At 71.7% G+C, this 18325-nt stretch carries 16 protein-coding genes; 7 read left to right on the forward strand and 9 right to left on the reverse strand.

Going from position 1 to position 18325, the window contains the following annotated elements:
* The first annotated feature begins 122 nt into the window (after window positions 1–122).
* Window positions 123–806, forward strand: coding sequence for a bifunctional DNA primase/polymerase (locus HW837_RS31015; RefSeq protein ID WP_045556080.1), 684 nt, complete (start codon window positions 123–125; stop codon window positions 804–806).
* 258 nt (window positions 807–1064) lie between these two features.
* Here the strand turns inward: HW837_RS31015 and HW837_RS31020 are convergent, their stop codons facing one another.
* Both HW837_RS31020 and HW837_RS31025 read right to left on the reverse strand, forming a co-directional pair.
* On the reverse strand, window positions 1065–1937 hold the full coding sequence (locus tag HW837_RS31020) for an alpha/beta fold hydrolase (protein WP_045556079.1): 873 nt from the start codon (window positions 1935–1937) through the stop codon (window positions 1065–1067).
* 1027 nt (window positions 1938–2964) lie between these two features.
* A complete protein-coding gene (locus HW837_RS31025; protein WP_033525889.1) occupies window positions 2965–3657 on the reverse strand; it encodes an iron-dependent transcriptional repressor DtxR in 693 nt (230 codons plus the stop codon).
* A gap of 2 nt (window positions 3658–3659) precedes the next feature.
* Between HW837_RS31025 and HW837_RS31030 the strand changes: the two genes are divergently transcribed.
* The 5 genes from HW837_RS31030 to HW837_RS31050 all read left to right on the forward strand — a co-directional run bounded on the left by HW837_RS31030 (window position 3660) and on the right by HW837_RS31050 (window position 8588).
* Window positions 3660–3821 (forward strand): hypothetical protein, encoded by a 162-nt coding sequence (locus HW837_RS31030; RefSeq protein ID WP_159040871.1) that lies wholly within the window; start codon window positions 3660–3662, stop codon window positions 3819–3821.
* A 152-nt stretch (window positions 3822–3973) separates the two neighbouring features.
* On the forward strand, window positions 3974–4735 hold the full coding sequence (locus tag HW837_RS31035) for an SIS domain-containing protein (RefSeq protein WP_193380425.1): 762 nt from the start codon (window positions 3974–3976) through the stop codon (window positions 4733–4735).
* A gap of 189 nt (window positions 4736–4924) precedes the next feature.
* A complete protein-coding gene (locus HW837_RS31040) occupies window positions 4925–6406 on the forward strand; it encodes a PAS domain-containing protein (protein WP_045556395.1) in 1482 nt (493 codons plus the stop codon).
* A 70-nt stretch (window positions 6407–6476) separates the two neighbouring features.
* Window positions 6477–7118 carry a maltokinase N-terminal cap-like domain-containing protein gene (locus HW837_RS31045; protein ID WP_193380397.1) on the forward strand — a complete coding sequence of 214 codons (642 nt, stop codon included), beginning with the start codon at window positions 6477–6479 and terminating at the stop codon, window positions 7116–7118.
* 441 nt (window positions 7119–7559) lie between these two features.
* A complete protein-coding gene (locus tag HW837_RS31050; protein WP_045556077.1) occupies window positions 7560–8588 on the forward strand; it encodes an isopenicillin N synthase family dioxygenase in 1029 nt (342 codons plus the stop codon).
* A gap of 16 nt (window positions 8589–8604) precedes the next feature.
* On the opposite strand, the gene HW837_RS31055 is transcribed toward HW837_RS31050, so the two are convergent.
* A complete protein-coding gene (locus tag HW837_RS31055) occupies window positions 8605–9708 on the reverse strand; it encodes a citrate synthase 2 (protein WP_045556076.1) in 1104 nt (367 codons plus the stop codon).
* A 162-nt stretch (window positions 9709–9870) separates the two neighbouring features.
* On the opposite strand from HW837_RS31055, the gene pdxH reads away from it, so the two are divergent.
* Window positions 9871–10500: a pyridoxamine 5'-phosphate oxidase gene (gene pdxH / locus HW837_RS31060; protein ID WP_045556394.1), complete on the forward strand. Its 630-nt coding sequence runs from the start codon at window positions 9871–9873 to the stop codon at window positions 10498–10500.
* 29 nt (window positions 10501–10529) lie between these two features.
* Here the strand turns inward: pdxH and HW837_RS31065 are convergent, their stop codons facing one another.
* From HW837_RS31065 to HW837_RS31090, 6 genes are all read right to left on the reverse strand, one after another.
* On the reverse strand, window positions 10530–11147 hold the full coding sequence (locus tag HW837_RS31065) for a TetR/AcrR family transcriptional regulator (RefSeq protein WP_045556075.1): 618 nt from the start codon (window positions 11145–11147) through the stop codon (window positions 10530–10532).
* Complete coding sequence (locus HW837_RS31070; RefSeq protein WP_045556074.1) at window positions 11135–11911, reverse strand: enoyl-CoA hydratase family protein; 777 nt, start codon at window positions 11909–11911, stop codon at window positions 11135–11137. Before HW837_RS31070 ends, HW837_RS31065 begins: the two co-directional genes overlap by 13 nt.
* Window positions 11908–13476 carry a 4-coumarate--CoA ligase family protein gene (locus tag HW837_RS31075; protein WP_045556073.1) on the reverse strand — a complete coding sequence of 523 codons (1569 nt, stop codon included), beginning with the start codon at window positions 13474–13476 and terminating at the stop codon, window positions 11908–11910. Before HW837_RS31075 ends, HW837_RS31070 begins: the two co-directional genes overlap by 4 nt.
* Before the next feature lie 118 nt (window positions 13477–13594).
* On the reverse strand, window positions 13595–14773 hold the full coding sequence (locus HW837_RS31080) for an acyl-CoA dehydrogenase family protein (protein WP_045556072.1): 1179 nt from the start codon (window positions 14771–14773) through the stop codon (window positions 13595–13597).
* Window positions 14774–14856: 83 nt separating this feature from the next.
* Window positions 14857–16707 carry an acetyl/propionyl/methylcrotonyl-CoA carboxylase subunit alpha gene (locus tag HW837_RS31085; RefSeq protein ID WP_193380399.1) on the reverse strand — a complete coding sequence of 617 codons (1851 nt, stop codon included), beginning with the start codon at window positions 16705–16707 and terminating at the stop codon, window positions 14857–14859.
* Between the two features lie 8 nt (window positions 16708–16715).
* The gene (locus tag HW837_RS31090) at window positions 16716–18314 is read right to left on the reverse strand and encodes an acyl-CoA carboxylase subunit beta (protein ID WP_193380400.1); all 1599 of its coding nucleotides are present in this window, start codon (window positions 18312–18314) and stop codon (window positions 16716–16718) included.
* Window positions 18315–18325: the final 11 nt, after the last annotated feature.

Raw genomic sequence — 18325 nt, forward strand, 5'->3', positions numbered from 1 at the left:
ACCCCACACGTGGCTACCCGGCTCACTCCGTGATCCCTCCCGCGCGCCCCCGGGCATGCACCCATGCGCCCCGGCCCCGTCGGCGATGCTCTCCCCCGCGCATGTGACATCCGTAACCCCTGATGACCGCTAGAGTTGTGTTCATCGTGGAAGAGACCATCGCGGGCCCTGAAGCTGCCCAAATCCCGAAGCAGCGTGGCGAATCGCTGCTGGACACCGCCGTTCGATACGCCGAAGAGCGCCACTGGGACGTGTTCCCCGGCACTTGGCTGGAAGCCGTCGACGGGGTGCAGATCTGCTCCTGCGGCAACACAGCGTGCGCCACCCCCGGCGCGCACCCGGCGCGCGAGGACTGGGCGACCCAGGCGACAGGCAGTGCGACCGTCGCACGCCGTCTGTGGTCGAAGCAGCCCACCGCGTCGATCCTGCTGCCGACCGGCCGTACGTTCGACACGATCGACGTTCCCGAGACCGCCGGTCTGCTGGCGCTGGCCCGCATGGAACGCATGGAGCTGACGCTCGGTCCGGTGACCTGGACCCCGGACCGCCGCATGCAGTTCTTCGTGCTGCCGGGCGCGTCGGTCAAAGTCCCCGATCTGGTACGGAAGTTGGGCTGGTCGCCGCTCGCGCTCGATCTCAAGGCGCTGGGCGAGGGCGAGTTCGTGGCCGCTCCGCCGACGCGGTACGGGTCGCGGGGTGCCGTGCAGTGGGCCCGCCGCCCCACCCCGGCGAACCGGTGGCTGCCGGACGCGGAGGAACTGATCTCGCCGCTCGCGTACGCGTGCGGCCGGGATGGGCGGCGGTAGCGCTCCGCGCGCGCCGGTTGCGCTCCGGGCGCGTGGCCTGGGGCCGGTTTCGCGGCTGCGGGTGCGTGGGCTTCTCGCGCAGTTCCCCGCGCCCCTGAAAAGCCGGGGCTGCGCCCCAAGCTTTTCAGGCCCGCAGGGCCGTGGTCTTTCAGGCCCGCAGGGGCCTGAAGCTTTTAGGGGCGCGGGGAACTGCGCGAGCAACCACGAATCACCCGCACCCGCCGACGAAGCAGGCACCCCCGAGCTATCAGGCGCACCTCAGCCGACCGCGCCGTCCCCCTCCAGCCCGTCCAGGAACGGCTCGATCGCGGAGCGCCACGCGTCCGGCTGGTCGTAGTGCACGAGATGCCCCGCGTCGGCGACCTCCGCGTACTGGCCGCGGGGCAGCACCCGGACCATCTCCTGGGACTCGGCGCGCCCCAACTCCCCGTCGAGGCCCCGGACGACGAGGGCGGGGCAGCGCACCTGGGTCAGCTCCTCCCAGTGCGCGTCGTACACCCAGGTCTCACGGGTGGTCAGCATCTGCTCGGGGTCGAACACCGGCCGCCAGCCGTCGGGCCCCTCGTGCATGACCTCGGCGTAGAACTCGCCCCGGGACGGGCTGGGGCGCTCCACCCAGGGGTCGTCCTCGCCGAACCACTTGCGGACGTCGGCGAGGGTCGCGAACGGCAGCGGCCAGGCCTTGAACCAGTTCTCCCACTCGCGCTGCGAGGCGGCGCCCAGCGCCGAGGCCCGCATGTCGCAGATGATCAGCCCGCTCACCAGGTCGGGACGGCGGGCGGCCAACTGCCAGGCGGTCAGCGCGCCCATGGCGTGGCCTATGAGGACGACCGGGGCGAGGCCCAGCTGTTCGACGGCGGCCTCGGCGTCCTCGACGTAGGCCTCACGGGTGTACGCGGCCTGCTCGGGCTTCGCGCTCTGGCCGTGTCCGCGCTGGTCGAGCGCTATGGCGCGACGGCGTTCGGAGAGCCAGCGGGCGGTGGGTGCCCAGTGGGAGGCGCGGCCCATGAGGCCGTGCAGTAACAGCACCCCGGGCCGGGGCTCGTGCTCGCCGGACTTGGGCGGGTCGCCGAACTCCCACGCGGCGAGACTCACGCCGCCCGCTCCCGTCACGTCGATGCGCCGCACCATTGGCACCCCCCAGACTCCCGCCCGGACCGCTCGCTCCCGCCTCTCGCTCCCGCTTCGAGCCGGCCGGTCCACTCGTCCCAACTGCTGTCGTACCGCTGTCGTGCTGCTGCTCGCGTAGTGCATCCGCTGTCGCTTCCGCCCTGGCTCATCGCCGTCGCCTCGCCGTTGCCCCAGCCGCCGTTCCTCGCCGTACTCGCCGTTCTCGCCGTGCGCGCCGCTCGGACGGCGGGCACTTGTGTTACAGCGTGCGTATCGGTTGACACGTTACGTGTGGGGCTCGCGCATCAGTCATGGCGCGGGTCACGCGACGACACGCCGCACACGTTATCGAATACACATTCGAAGATGCCGCTCTTGGCGACAACACCCCTCATTCGAGTGACCTCCCTCAAGGATTGCCCGCCGCCGCCGAGGGGAGATCTTCAACGGGAGGCGGACCGCTCGGGGAAAACGGTCCGAAGGGGATGACCCTGGGAGCTCGGGGCTCCGGGTCAGCACAGGGGAGGACAGGCCCCGGCGCCACACGGCGCCGGGGCCCTCCTCATGTCCACGGCACATCCGCCCCGCCCCCTCCCTCACCACCGGAGATCCTCGTCTCGGGCGGCAAAGAGCCCCTCAGGTCATATGCCTCACGCGCAAGCGTCGCACGCGAACGGCCCGAGCGCTGCGATTCGGCGCACTGAATCTTGGATTCGACGGGTTCCCGTACACGCGCCCCAATACACCACAACTCCCCCTCCCACATCGGGAGTTGGCGGGCGATACGGACATCCGCCAACATCCGCCGACCCGTCTCGAACAGCGGCCGACAGAGGGCGTCACGAATCGACGGGGCGGATCCGGGAGTGGAGGAGCCGGCACGGACGACGGGAGCGGACCGACGGGCGGCGCGCCTAGGGTGCCCGGCGCGGGCGCAGGCCGAGCCCGAGTGCGGGCCGGGCGTGGGCCTGGGCCGGGCCTCGGCCGGGCGCGAGCGTGAGCTTGGGCCGGGCGGCGGAGTTCGAGACGACGCGTTCCGGCCGGGAGGTCAGCGCTTGGCCACGAACACGTGCGAGGCGACGTCCGCCTCCAGCTCCGCCGCCTCGCCGCCGCTGCCCACGAGGACCCCGCCGGCCGCCTCCGTCACGCTCACCACGGAACCGGGCTGGACGCCCGCGCGACGCAGCGTGTACATCAGCTGGGCGTCCGTCTGGATGGGCTCGCCGATCCGGCGTACGACGACGGTCTTGCCCTCCGTGCCCGGGTCGAGGTCGGCCAGCGACACCATGCCCTCGTCCAGGAAGGGGTCCGCGCCGTCCTTCTCGCCCAGCTCCTCCAGGCCCGGGATCGGGTTGCCGTAGGGCGACTCGGTGGGGTGGCGCAGCAGCTCCAGGACGCGGCGCTCGACCGCCTCGCTCATCACGTGCTCCCAGCGACAGGCCTCCGCGTGGACCTGCTCCCACTCCAGACCGATCACGTCGACGAGCAGGCACTCCGCGAGACGGTGCTTGCGCATCACCCGCGTCGCCAGCCGACGGCCCTCCTCGGTGAGTTCCAGGTGACGGTCCGCGGCGACGGACACCAGGCCGTCGCGCTCCATGCGCGCGACCGTCTGGCTCACCGTGGGGCCGCTCTGGTCGAGCCGCTCGGCGATCCGGGCACGCATGGGGACCACACCTTCCTCTTCCAGCTCGAGGATGGTGCGGAGATACATCTCCGTCGTATCGATCAGTCCGGACATACGTGCCCCTCGATGAGATCCAGCCGGAGGCTTTCGACGGCCACACCGGCGTGCTGCGGCTTGCTGCGCTGGCCCTGGACTCAATTCTTACGCATCCGACCGACAACCGGGTGGCGGCGGGGGAACGACGGCGGTATGACTCCGATCAGGTGGCCGATTTATGACCCAGCGCCCCGTTTCTGGAGCCGACCCGCCGACGGGCCGGACGGCCGGGCCGGCCCGCAGGCCGTCCGCGCACCGTATTGACACCCCACTGGTCCAGACCATTAACGTGATCGGCGTCACCGAGGACGCGAAGAAGGCGGAGGGTCGGCACATGGGGCTGGACGGCGGCACGGCGGGTGGGCGGTTCCTCGACGCGGCGATCGGGCTGCTGGAACGCGTACGGGACGAGGAGAGCGCGAGGATCACCGCGGCCGGGGAGATGGTCGCGGACACGGTCGTCTCCGGCGGACGCCTCTTCGCCTTCGGCGCCGGCCACTCCTCGCTCGCCGCCCAGGACCTCGTCTACCGCGCCGGCGGACTCGCGCTGATGAACCTGCTGGCCGTCCCCGGCGCCGTCGGCGTCGACGTCATGCCCGCGACCCTCGGCTCGGCACTGGAACGCGTCGACGGCCTCGCCACCGCCGTGCTCGACAGCAGCCCGCTGCGGGCCGGCGACCTGCTCGTGGTGATCTCCCTCTCCGGCCGCAACCCGCTGCCCGTCGAGATGGCCTCGCACGCCCGGGAACTGGGCGCGAAGGTCATCGGCCTCACCTCCGTCGCGTACGCCACCGAGACCACCTCCCGCCACTCCTCCGCCACCTTCCTCAAGGACCACTGCGACCTCGTCCTCGACTCGAAGATCGCGGTCGGCGACGCCGAACTCACCCTCGACACCATCCCCGCCCCCTTCGCCCCGGCCTCCACCGTCGTCACCTCGGCGATCCTGCAGTCCGTCATGGCCACCGCCGCCGCCTCCCTCGCGGACCGGGGCGTCGAACCGCCCCTGCTGCGCTCCGGGAACGTCGACGGCGGACTCGACTGGAACGACCAGGTCATGCGCGAGTACGGAGATCGGATCTTCTACCTCCGCTGACTGCGACCCCGGATTCGTGGGAACGCTGAGAAGGGTGAGGAGGAAATCCGGCGTACAACGATTTCGTCCACATCTTGCGTGAAGCAGATGTGGGCTGGGTCACGTTCGAGTTGAATGATGGCGAGTGAGCGAACCGACGCGCCGTACCAGCCGTACATGCGGACGCAACGCAGCCTGCAGGGGGTTCAGGTGAGTGCTTCCCGGCGTAGTGGGGCCACCGACGAACTCGGGCCCGACAAGCCCGAGCGCAACGGCCCGACGAACGAGGACACCGAGGACATCGAGGACACGGTGAACACCGAGGACACCGAAGGCACCGAGGGCTCCATGGAATCCACGGACTCCGGTGGCTCGGATCTCCTCGCCGCCCTCCTCGACGGGATGGACGCCGCCCTCTGCGCCTTCGACGCCGACGGCGTCGTCACCCACTGGAACCGCGAGGCCGAACGCATCCTCGGCTGGAGCGCCGAGGAAGCGGTGGGCCGCCGCGGCTTCGCCGGGTGGGCCGTCCGGTCCGCCGACGCCGAGGAGGTCGAGGGGCGGCTGATGGCCGCCATGCACGCCAGCGGCCGGCAGGTGCACGAGTTCGCCCTGGTCACCAAGGACGGCGGCCGTGTCCTCGTCCGCACCCAGTCCGCCGCCGTACGCGGACCCGACGGCAAGCCCGCCGGCCTCTACTGCGCCTTCAGCGAGGTCCACGCCCAGATCGACCTGGAGCGGTCCATCGCGCTCAGCGAGGCCCTCTTCGAGGACGCCTCCTGGGGCGTCGTCCTCGTCGACGCCGACCTGCGCCCCGCCGTCGTCAACGCCCACGCCGCCCGCTCCCTCGGCGTCGGCCGCACGGCGGTCCTCGGGCGCCCCCTCGGCGAACTCCTCGCCCAGGGCGCCGAGGAACTCGAGAGCGCCCTCACCCACGTCCTCGCCGAGGGCGCGCCCCCCGCGCCCGCCGAGATCTGGGTCGGCCTCCGCACCCCCGACGGCGAGAAACGCCGGTGCTGGCGCAGCGGATTCCTCCGCCTCGCCTCGCCCCTCGCCGAGGAACCGGTGCCGCTCGGCGTCGGCTGGCTCTTCCAGGACATCACCGAGTCCAAACAGACCGAGCAGGAGGCCGCGCAGCTCCGCTTCCGCGTCAACCAGCTCCACCGGGCCGCGCGCGCCGCCGCCGAGTGCGAGGACCCCGGCGAGGCCGCCACCGTCCACCTCGACTTCGCCCTCGCCGGCTTCGCCGACCACGCCCTCATCGACCGGGTGGCCGGCGGGTCCATGGCCGACGGCGAAGGACCCGCCCGGCTCGTACGGGCCGCCGCCACACCCTCCGGCCGGCCCGGCCCCAGCCATCTCGCCGGCCACGCCGGCATCCCCGTCCGCTACGGCCCCGGCCACCCCGCCCTGCAGTGCGTGGAGCGCGCCGGGTCGGTCCGCGCCAGCGCCGGTACGGCCGCGCCGGAGACGGCCCGCGAATGGGCCACCGGGCGCCAGTGGCCCCCGGAGACCGTGCACGCCCTCTGCGCGGTGCTCCGCAGCCGCGGCCGCACCCTCGGCGTCGTCACCTTCCTCCGCACCGCCGGCCGCACGCCCTTCGAACGTTCGGACGCCGTGTACGCGGAGGACATCGCCATACACATCGCCGCGGCCCTGGACCTGGAGGCGCTGGAGAGGTCGTCGGAGTAGGCACACAGGCGAGCGCGGCCGCGCGGGAAACACCTCGCGGCCACCCGGCCGTGCGGCGCAGAATCGCCGCATGGCGATCATCCACCGCACCACGATCACGCCCACCAAGCTCGAACTGCTGGCCACCTGGCTGCCGACCCGCCCCTGGTACGCCGGCGGTCCGGCGGCGCCGGAACTGGCCAAGGCAGGCGGCTTCCGACTCGACGACCCGGAGGGCGAGGTCGGCATCGAGTTCATGGTCGCCACCGACACCTCCGGCGCGGTCCCGGTCCACTACCTGGTCCCCCTCACCTACCGGGGCGCCCCTCTCCCCGGCGCGGAGCACGCCCTCGTCGGCACCACGGAGCACGGCATCCTGGGCACCCGCTGGGTCTACGACGGCGCCCACGACCCGGTCCTGGTCGCCCAGCTCCTGGCCCTCCTCGAAGGCAGGGCGGAACCCCAGGCCCAGAGCCTCACCGACACCCCGGACCACGAGATCACCCACGCCTACGAGGGCGACGGCCCTCTGCCCACGACCGCCTCCCCCGCCACCGACACCCCGGACGCCACCGAACTCCCCCTCACCTCCGGCGCCACCACCCTGCACCTGAACCGAGTCCTCCACCCGGACGCCCTGGACCTGCCGACTCAGACAAAGGGCCAGCTCACAGGCCACTGGACGCTGCCGGACGACACCCGGGTGCGGGGGATCTTCGCCGTCCTGCGGTAATTCCTCGGCAATCCCCTCGGAAAATCACTTGAGCGTCCTCGGGGCGCTTCTTAAGGTGTGCGGTACACGAGAGAGGAGGTGGTTCGGCAGATGTATTGCAACCGGACGCGTGAGGTGGCTGCGGGCTAGCGGCCCTGCACCACACACAGTGCGGTGCCGGACCAGCGCGTGTTGAGCGTGCAGCCGGCCCAATCTCAAGCAGTCACCCGACCCGCAGGCTCGCCGGTACGTCCGGCCGGCTTCTTCGGTCCTCAGGGGCCGGAGGGACCCAGAGCCTGCGGGTCGTCTGCGTTTCGTAGGGCGCAGTATGCTTTCACCATGCTTCCGATACTCGTTCGACGCCGGCACGTGGACTTCGTGCGCGTCACGAGCATGGGCTGTCGGGCCTCCGTCTAACCCGGCCCCGGCCCCAGCCCCCTCTCTCACTCTCGGACGCATGCCATGACGTACTCGGCGACATCATCGTCGTATCTCCAGCTGCCCATCATCGATCTCTCCGCCGCCGATCGCGGACCCGAGGCGCGGGCGCTGCTGCACGCGCAGTTGCACAGTGCCGCGCATGACGTGGGGTTCTTCCAGCTCGTCGGGCACGGGATCTCCGAGGAGGAGATCGGGCGGCTCGACGCGGCCATGCGGGCCTTCTTCGCGCTGCCGGAGGCCGAGCGGCTCGCCCTCGACAACGTCAACTCGCCGCATTTCCGGGGCTATACGCGGACCGGGGACGAGCGGACGGGTGGGAGTCGGGACTGGCGGGACCAGTTGGACATCGGTGCCGAGCGGGCCGTTCGGCGTCCCGGTCCCGGGGAGCCGGCGTACTGGTGGCTCCAGGGTCCCAATCAGTGGCCCGCCTCCCTGCCGGAGCTGCGGACCACCGCGCTGGCGTGGATCGACCGGCTCAGTTCCGTGGCGCAGCGGCTGCTGCGGGAGCTGCTGGTCTCCATCGGGGCGCCCGCCGGTTTCTACGATCCGGTCTTCGGGGAGCGGGCCCATCCGCATCTGAAGCTGGTGCGGTATCCGGGCAGTGCGGGGGACGGGGCCGATCAGGGGGTCGGGGCCCACAAGGACTACGGGTTCCTGACCCTGTTGTTGCAGGACCAGGTCGGAGGGCTCCAGGTGGAGCGGGCGGACGGGCTGTTCCACGACGTGCCGCCGATCCCGGGGGCGTTCGTGGTGAATCTCGGGGAGTTGCTGGAGGTGGCGACGAACGGATATCTGCTGGCCACCCATCACCGGGTCGTGAGCCCGCCCGGGGCGACCGAGCGGTTCTCCGTGCCCTTCTTCTACAACCCGCGGCTCGACGCGCGGGTCGAGCCGCTGGTGTTCCCGTACGCCGCCACGGCGCCCGGGGTGACCGACGATCCGGGGAATCCGCTCTTCGCCGAGTACGGGTTCAACGAGCTGAAGGGGAAGCTGCGGGCGCATCCGCTGGTCGCCGAGCGGCATCACGCGGGACTGCTGAGCCCCGCGTGACGGTACGGTCCGTCCTCTAGTGCGCGGCGATGTCCGCGTAGCCCTCGATCTCCTGGGGGCTGCGTGTGCCGGGGCCGACGTAGCGTGCGGAGGGGCGCACCAGTCGTCCCGTGCGCTTCTGTTCGAGGATGTGCGCCGACCAGCCGGCCGTGCGGGCGCAGGTGAACATGGACGTGAACATATGGGCCGGGACCTCGGCGAAGTCGAGGACGATGGCCGCCCAGAACTCGACGTTGGTGGCCAGGACGCGGTCGGGGCGGCGGGCGTGGAGTTCGGCCAGGGCGGCCTTCTCCAGGGCCTCGGCGACCTCGAAGCGGGGGGCGCCGAGGTCGCGGGCGGTGCGGCGCAGGACGCGGGCGCGGGGGTCCTCGGCGCGGTAGACGCGGTGGCCGAAGCCCATGAGGCGTTCGCCCTTGTCGAGGGCCTGTTTGACGTAGGCGTCGGCGTCGCCGGTGCGTTCGATCTCCTCGATCATGCCGAGGACGCGGGAGGGGGCGCCGCCGTGGAGGGGGCCGGACATGGCTCCGACGGCGCCGGAGAGGGCCGCCGCCACGTCCGCGCCCGTCGACGCAATGACCCTCGCCGTGAAGGTGGAGGCGTTCATGCCGTGCTCGGCGGCGCTGGTCCAGTAGGCGTCGACGGCGGCCACGTGCTTGGGGTCGGGCTCGCCGCGCCAGCGGATCATGAAGCGTTCGACGACGGACTGGGCCTTGTCGATCTCGCGCTGCGGGACCATGGGCAGGCCCTGGCCGCGCGCGGACTGGGCGACGTAGGAGAGGGCCATGACGGCGGCGCGGGCGAGGTCGGCGCGGGCCTGTTCCTCGTCGATGTCGAGGAGGGGTTTGAGGCCCCAGACCGGGGCGAGCATGGCGAGCGCGGACTGGACGTCGACGCGGATGTCACCGGAGTGGACGGGGATGGGGAACGGCTCGGCGGGCGGGAGGCCGGGGCGGAAGGCGCCGTCGACGAGGAGGCCCCAGACGTTGCCGAAGGAGACATGGCCGACCAGGTCCTCGATGTCGACACCCCGGTAGCGGAGGGCGCCGCCTTCCTTGTCCGGTTCGGCGATCTCCGTCTCGAACGCGACGACTCCTTCGAGCCCGGGTACGAAGTCGGACATCAGGCGGCTCCTCTTGATGTGGACGACAGGGGACAGGCGGTTCCAGCACCATACGCCTGAGTGCCACTTTTGGGGAGTGTCAGCGGCACTCAGTGCCACTTCTCGTCCCGTCCGTCGTTCGTACGGCAGGATGACGATGTGAACGATCACGATCCCGCTCTCATGCGCAAGCAGTACCGTGCCGACGGGCTCGACGAGAGCGAGCTGGCCGCCGGTCCGATGGAGCAGTTCGGGCGGTGGTTCCTCCAGGCCGCGCAGGAGGGGGCGGTGTTCGAGCCGAACGCGATGGTGGTGTCGACGGCCGATGCCGAGGGGCACCCCTCTTCTCGTACGGTGCTGATGAAGGCGTACGACGCGGACGGCTTCGTCTTCTACACGAACTACGACTCCCGCAAGGCCCGTGACCTGGCGGAGAACCCGTACGTCTCGCTGCTCTTCCCCTGGCACGCGCTGGCCCGCCAGGTGATCGTGACGGGTACGGCGGTGCGGACCGGGCGGGACGAGACGGCGGCGTACTTCCGGACCCGGCCGCACGGTTCGCAGCTGGGCGCGTGGGCCAGCGCGCAGTCCTCGGTGATCTCCTCGCGGGCCGAACTTGACGTCGCGTACGCGGAGTTGCTCGCGCGCTATCCGGAGGGGGAGCAGGTGCCGGTGCCGCCGCACTGGGGTGGTTTCCGGGTGGTGCCGCGGAGTGTGGAGTTCTGGCAGGGGCGGTGGAACCGGCTGCACGACCGGCTGCGGTACGTGGCGGAGCCGGGCGGGTCGTGGCGGGTGGAGCGGCTGAGTCCGTGAAGTCGAGCCCTTGATGTCCCGTGGGCGGCTCAGCCGAGTTTCTCGTCGAGCAGGGCCGCCCACTGGGCCACGACCTTGTCGCGGCGGCCGGTGTCGTCGGTGAGGAGGTTGGCGAGGCCGAGGCCGCGGGCCATGTCGAGGAGGCCCTGGACGGTCTCGCGGACGCCGGGGACGGTCTCGTCGGCGCGGAGGAGTTCGACGGCGATGCGGTGGGTCTCGCGGCCGACGCGGGCTTCGAGTTCGGTGACGCGGGAGCGGAGCTGGTCCTCGTTGGAGGCGGCGACCCAGAGGTGGAGGGCGGCGCGGAAGAGGGGGCCGGTGAAGAGGTCGACGACGGCGGCGACGACGGCGCGGCGGTCGGCGGTGCCCTCGGGGAAGAGGGCGCGCAGGGCGAGGGAGCGCTCCTCGGCGACGTATTCGACGGCGGCGGTGAACAGGTCCTCGCGGGTGCGGAAGTGGTGCTGGGCGGCGCCCCGGGAGACGCCGGCGCGTTCGGCGACGACGGAGACCGTGGAGCCTGCCCAGCCGTGTTCGGCGAGGCAGGCGACGGCGGCTTCCAGGAGGCGCTGACGGGTGACGCGGCTGCGGTCCTGCTTGGGGCCGCGCTCCACGACCGGCTCTGTTTCCGTCATGCTCACAACACCCATCCCGGGTCCCGTCTTTCTAGGAACGCCGTCATGCCCTCGCGGGCGTCGGCGGAGGCGAACAGCCGGGACGAGAGGCTGGTCAGTTCACCCGCGTCCGCGTCGAAGTTCTTCAGCACCTTAGTCGTGAGCAGGCGTTTCGTCTCCGCCAGGGCCTTCGGTGCGGCCCTGCGCAGTCCGTCGAGGACGGGTTCGAGCAGGTCGTCGACGTCGGCGCCGGCCAGGGTGAGCACGCCGACGCGGGCGGCTTCGGCGGAGTCGAACCTCTCGCCGGTGAGGTAGTAGCGGGCGAGTGCGCGGGGGTCGGTGCGGGGGCGGAGGGTGAGGGAGATGACGGCGGGCGCGACGCCGATGCGGACCTCGGTGAGGGCGAAACCGGCGTCCGGGCCGGCGGCGGCGATGTCGCAGGCGGCGAGCAGGCCGAGGCCGCCCGCGCGGACCTGGCCGGTGACGCGGGCGACGACGGGCCGGGGCAGTTCGAGGATCTGGCGGAGCAGCGCGACCATGGCCTTCGGGTCGGGCGGGTCGCGCAGGTCTGCGCCGGCGCAGAACGTGTTGCCGGTGTGGGTGAGGACGACGGCGCGTACGTCGTCGTCCTCACCGCACCGGGTGAGCGCGTCCGAGAGGTCCCGCAGCAGCGCCGCGGAGAGCGCGTTGCGGTTGGCCGGGGAGTCGAGCGTGAGCGTGGTGACGCCCCGGTGGTGGGCGGCCCGTACGAGGGGATCGGTGTCGGTGCCGGTGTCGGTGTCGGTGTCGGTGTCGGTCATAGGCGTTCCCTGAGTTCGCGGCGGAGGATCTTCCCGGAGGCCGCGCGGGGCACGTCGGCGATGAAGGTGACGTGGCGGACGCGTTTGTAGGGGGCGACGCGTTCGGCGACGTACATCATCACCTCGCCCTCGGTGAGCTCGTGCGCGGTGGGCCGGCGGACGACGAAGGCGTGCGGGACCTCGTTGCCGTCGTCGTCGTAGTGGCCGATGACGGCGGCGTCGGCGATGCCGGGGTGGGTGACGAGGAGGGCTTCGAGTTCGGCGGGGGCGACCTGGAAACCCTTGTACTTGATGAGTTCCTTGACGCGGTCGACGACGTACAGCCAGCCGTCGGCGTCGACGTGTCCGATGTCGCCGGTGGCGAGCCAGCCGTCGGCGTCGATCATGTCGGCGGTGGCCTGGGGGCGGCCCAGGTAGCCCTTCATGACCTGGGGGCCCCGGATGACGATCTCGCCGGGTTCGCCGACGCCGACCTCCTTGCCGGGGTCGTCGAGGGAGACGATCCGCATCTCGGTGCCGGCGATGAGTTTGCCGACGGTGCCGGGCGGTGCGGCGGCGGCCTGGGTGAGGGGGACCAGGTGGGAGCAGGGCGAGAGTTCGGTCATGCCGTAGCCCTGCACGACGGGCGGCAGGGAGAGGCGGGCGGAGCAGGCGGCGGCGAGGCGTGCGTCGAGGGGTGCGGCGGCCGAGAGGATGTGCTGGACCGTGGAGAGGTCGTAGCGCTCGGCGGCCGGGTGTTTGGCGAGGGCGAGCACGATCGGCGGGGCCACGTAGAGGTGGGTGATGCGGTGTTCGGCGATCGCCGCGAGGTAGCCCTCCAGGTCGAAGCGGGGCAGGACGACGACGGCGGCGCCGAGCCGCAGCGGGGCGTTCATCAGGGCGGTGAGCCCATAGATATGAAAAAACGGGAGTACGGCGAGGATGCGGTCGCCTGGGCCGGCCGGCATGACCGGTTCGAGCTGGGCGAGGTTGGTGGCGATCGACCGGTGGGTGAGCATGACGCCCTTGGGGACGCCGGTCGTGCCGGAGGAGTACGGCAGGGCCGCGAGGTCCGTCACCGGGTCGATGTCGACGGCCGGTTCGGGCGCGGCGGAGGCGAGCATGTCGATCAGCGAACGGTGGCCGGGGGCGCTGTCGCAGACGAAGATCTCCCGTACGCCGCCGACGCGTTCGGCGGCGGCGCGGGCGGTCTCCAGGAGCGGTGAGACCGTGACGATCCAGCTCGCCCCGGAGTCCTGGAGCTGTTTGGCCAGCTCGCCCGGGGTGGCCAGCGGGTGCACGGTGGTGACGGTGGCGCCCGCGCGGGTGGCGGCGTAGAACGCCGTCGGGTAGGCGATCGTGTTGGGGCTGTGCAGGGCGAGGACGTCGCCCTTGCGGACGCCCGCGTCGGCGAACGCGGCCGCGAGCCGCCGGTGGAAGCGGTCCACCTGTTCGTAGGTGAGGGTCGTGCCGTCGACGCCGTCGATCAGCGCGGGCAGGTCGCCGAACTCGGCGGCCCGGCCCAGGACGGCGTCGTGAATGGGGAGTTCGAGGGGTGGGACGTCTGCGTACTCACTGCGGAACATGGTTCCTCCTCGTGCGCTCCGACGCCTGCGGCGGCGCTCCGCTCCGGTTCTGCGGCCGTGCTTCGGCGCCGACGGCCGCGTTCCGGCGTACGACCGTGCCTCGGCGACGCGTGGCGGCTCAGTACGACTTCGGCAGGCCCAGGGTCTGGTGGGAGACGTAGTTGAGAATCATCTCCCGGCTCACCGGCGCGATACGAGACACACGCGCGGCCGTTATCAGCGAGGCGAGGCCGAACTCGTGGGTGAGGCCGTTGCCGCCGAGGGTGTGCACGGCCTGGTCGACGGCCCGCACGCAGGCCTCGCCCGCCGCGTACTTGGCCATGTTGGCGGCCTCGCCCGCCGCCGTGTCGTCGCCGGCGTCGTAGAGGTGGGCCGCCTTCTGCATCATCAGGCGGGCCAGTTCGAGTTCGATGTGGGACTGGGCGAGGGGGTGCGCGATCGCCTGGTGGGCGCCGATGGGCTGCCCCCAGACCGTGCGGTCGCGGGCGTACTCGACGGCCTTGCCGAGGGCGTACCTGGCCATCCCTATGGCGAACGCGGCCGTCATGATCCGCTCGGGGTTGAGGCCGGCGAACAGCTGGAGGAGACCGGCGTTCTCGTCGCCGACCAGGGCGTCGGCGGGGAGCCGGATGTCGTCGAAGGTCAGCTCGAACTGCTTCTCGGCGGCGCGGAGTTCCATGTCGATCGGGCGGTACTCGAAGCCGGGGGTGTCCCTGGGGACGATGAAGAGGCAGGGCTTGAGGGTGCCGGGGCGGCCCTCCTTGGGGGACACGGTCTCGGTGCGGCCGACGATCAGGACGGCGTCCGCCCGGTCGACGCCGGAGATGAAGACCTTGCGGCCGGTGAGCAGCCAGTCGCCTCCGGCGGATCGGCGGGCTGTGGTGGTGATGCGGTGGCTGTTGGAGCCGGCGTCTGGTTCGGTGATGCCGAAGGCCATGAGGCGTGAGCCGTCGGCGAGTCCGGGGAGCCAGGATTGTTTCTGGGCGTCCGTGCCGAAGCGGGCGATCACCGTGCCGCAGATCGCCGGGGAGACGATCAGCATGAGGAGGGGGCAGCCCGCCGTGCCGAGTTCTTCCAGGACGATGGAGAGTTCGGTGATGCCGCCGCCTCCGCCTCCGTAGGCCTGGGGGAGGTTGACGCCCAGATAGCCGAGCTTGGCTGCCTCGGACCAGAGTTCGTCGGGGTGGCGGTTCTCTTTGTTGATCGTGGCTATGTAGTCGCGGCCGTAGCGGTTTCCCAGGGCGGAGACTGCGGCTCGTAGGGCTTTGTGTTCTTCGGATTCGAGGGCCGGGGACATCGAGGGCTCCTAAGGGGGAGGGTCCAGTCGTTGGGAGGAGGGTGCGGGTCTGTGGGGGCTTGTCGCGCAGTTCCCCGCGCCCCTTAGGTGGGCTGCCCTTGAACCACGGCCAGAAGGGCGCCCATTTCAACCTGTTGGCCCACTGCCGCGTGCAGGGCCGTCAGGGTGCCTGTCGTCGGGGCTGTGATCTTGTGTTCCATCTTCATCGCCTCCAGCCAGAGGAGGGGTTGGCCCGCCTGTACGGGCGTGCCCTCTTTCACGTTCTCCGCCACGCGGACGACCGTGCCCGGCATGGGGGCCAGGAGGGAGCCGGGGGCCTGTTGGGTGGTGGGGTCGGGGAAGCGGGGGACGGCGGTGAGGGTGGTGGTGTCGACGTGGATCCGGTCGCCGTGGCGGGTGACGTCGAACTTCCGCTGGACGCCGTCCACGTCGAGGACGACACGGCGGGCGTCGGCGTGGACGACCCGGACGCCGTCCGCCTCCAGGCCGTTCCTGGTGTGCCGGTAGCGGACCTCGTGCTCCTCCCCCGCCGCGGTGTACCGCCTGACCTGTGGCTGAGAGGGCACGTTGCGGAAGCCGCCGAAGCGGGGGTCGCCCTCGGTGGCCTCGGCCAGGGCGGCGGCCAGCGGGGCGTACGGGTCGGGGGCGGGGGTGGTGAGGGCAGTCAGGTGGCGGTCGTAGAAGCCCGTGTCCATGCGGGCGGACGTGAACTCCTCGTGGCGCAGGGAGTTCACCAGCAGGGCCCGGTTCGTGGTCGGGCCGTGGAGGGTCGCCCGTTCCAGGGCGCCCGCCAGTCTGCGGATCGCCTCCGCGCGGGTGGGGGCGTGGGCGATCAGCTTGGCGAGCAGGGGGTCGTAGTGGACGCCGATGGTGTCGCCGTCCGTATGACCGGTGTCCAGGCGGACGCCCTCGGGGACGGCCAGCCGGTGCAGGGTGCCCGTCTGCGGGGTCCAGTCGTGGGCCGGGTCCTCGGCGTACAGGCGGGCCTCGACCGCGTGGCCCCGCGCGCCGGGCGGGTCGGCGGGCAGGGCGTGGCCCTCGGCGACGCGGATCTGTTCGGCGACCAGGTCGAGGCCGAAGACGGCCTCGGTCACCGGGTGTTCGACCTGGAGGCGGGTGTTCATCTCCAGGAAGTGGGCCCGGCCGCCGGAGACGAGGAACTCGACGGTGCCGGCGCCGACGTAGTCGACGGCGCGGGCGGCGCGGACGGCCAGGGTGTGCAGCTCCGCCGTGAGGTCGTCGGGGAGGGCGGGGGCCGGGGCCTCCTCGATCACCTTCTGGTGGCGGCGCTGGAGGGAGCAGTCGCGGGTGCCGAGCGGCCAGACGGTGCCGTGGGTGTCGGCGAGGATCTGGACCTCGACGTGGCGGCCGTTCTCCAGGTACGGCTCGACGAAGACCTCGCCGTCGCCGAAGGCGCTCGCGGCCTCGGCGCGGGCGCTCTCCAGGGCGTCGTCCAGGTCGTCGAGGCGGCGTACGACGCGCATGCCGCGTCCGCCGCCGCCCGCCGCCGCCTTCACCAGGACCGGGAGGTCGTCCTCGGTGACCTCGCCGAGGGGCGGCAGGCCCATGAGTTCCTTGGCGCGGGTCTTGGAGGCCATGGCCTCGATCGCCTCGGGGGGCGGGCCGATCCAGACGAGGCCCGCGTCCCGGACGGCCCGGGCGAAGTCCGGGTTCTCGGAGAGGAAGCCGTAGCCGGGGTGGACCGCGTCGGCGCCGGCGGCCAGGGCGGCCTTCACGATCAGATCGCCGCGCAGATAGGTGTCCGCGGGGGCCGCGCCCGGCAGCCGTACGGCCGTGTCGGCGACGCGCGTGTGGAGGGCGCCCGCGTCGGCGTCGGAGTGCACGGCGACGGTATGGATGCCCAGGTCGGCGCAGGTGCGGAAGATCCGGCAGGCTATCTCGCCCCGGTTGGCGACGAGCACAGAGGTGATCACTGGTTCCCTCACATCCGGAAGACGCCGAAGCCACCGCGCGCGCCCTCGTAGGGCGCCGTGTGGATCGCGGACAGGCACAGGCCGAGGACGGTGCGGGTGTCGCGGGGGTCGATGACCCCGTCGTCGTACAGCCGTCCGGACAGGAACATCGGGAGCGACTCGGACTCGATCTGCTGCTCCACCATCGCGCGCAGGGCGGCGTCGCCCTCTTCGTCGTACGGCAGTCCGCGCGCCGCCGCCGACTGGCGGGCCACGATCGACAGGACGCCCGCCAGTTGTTGCGGGCCCATCACGGCCGACTTGGCGCTGGGCCAGGCGAAGAGGAAGCGGGGGTCGTAGGCGCGGCCGCACATGCCGTAGTGACCGGCGCCGTACGAGGCGCCGAGGAGGACGGACAGGTGCGGGACCCGGCTGTTGCTCACGGCGTTGATCATCATCGCGCCGTGCTTGATGATGCCGCCCTGCTCGTACTCCTTGCCGACCATGTACCCGGTGGTGTTGTGCAGGAAGAGCAGCGGGATGTCGCGCTGGTTGGCGAGCTGGATGAACTGGGCGGCCTTCTGGGACTCCTCGCTGAACAGGACCCCTCGGGCATTGGCGAGGATGCCGACCGGGTAGCCGTGGAGGGCGGCCCAGCCGGTGGTGAGGCTGGTGCCGTAGAGGGGCTTGAACTCGTCGAAGTCGGAGGCGTCGACGATCCGGGCGATGACCTCGCGGGGGTCGAAGGGCGCCTTCAGATCGCCGGGGACGATGCCGAGGAGTTCCTCCGGGTCGTACTTCGGTGGCGCGGCGGGGGCCGGATCGGCGTACGCCTTGCGGTGGTTGAGGCGGGCGACGACGCGGCGGGCCTGGCGCAGGGCGTCCGGTTCGTCGACGGCGAAGTGGTCCGCGAGGCCCGACACGCGCGCGTGCATCTCGGCGCCGCCGAGGGACTCGTCGTCGCTCTCCTCGCCGGTGGCCATCTTGACCAGGGGAGGGCCGCCGAGGAACACCTTCGCGCGTTCCTTGACCATGATCACGTGGTCGGACATGCCGGGGACGTAGGCCCCGCCGGCGGTGGAGTTGCCGAAGACGACGGCGATGGTGGGGATGCCGGCGGCGGAGAGCCGGGTGAGGTCGCGGAAGATCGCGCCGCCGGGGATGAAGATCTCCTTCTGGGAGGGGAGATCGGCTCCGCCGGACTCCACCAGGCTGATGCAGGGCAGCCGGTTGGCGAGGGCGATGTCGTTCGCGCGGAGGGCCTTCTTCAGGCTCCACGGGTTGCTCGCGCCGCCGCGTACGGTCGGGTCGTTGGCGGTGATCAGGCACTCGACGCCCTCGACGACCCCGATGCCGGTGACGAGTGAGGCGCCGACGGTGTACTCGCTGCCCCAGGCGGCGAGCGGCGACAGTTCCAGGAAGGGTGTGTCGGGGTCCAGCAGCAGTTCGATGCGCTCGCGGGCGAGGAGCTTGCCGCGTCCCCGGTGCCGGGCGACGTATTTCTCGCCGCCTCCCGCGAGGGCCTTCGCGTGCTCGGCGTCGAGTTCGGTGAGCCGCGCGAGCATGGCCGCGCGGTTCGCGGTGTGGTCGGGGGCGTGCGGGTCGAGGGCGGAGGCGAGGACGGTCACCGGGGCACCTC

Source organism: Streptomyces caniscabiei (assembly GCF_014930365.1).
Classification (GTDB): Bacteria; Actinomycetota; Actinomycetes; order Streptomycetales; family Streptomycetaceae; genus Streptomyces; species Streptomyces caniscabiei.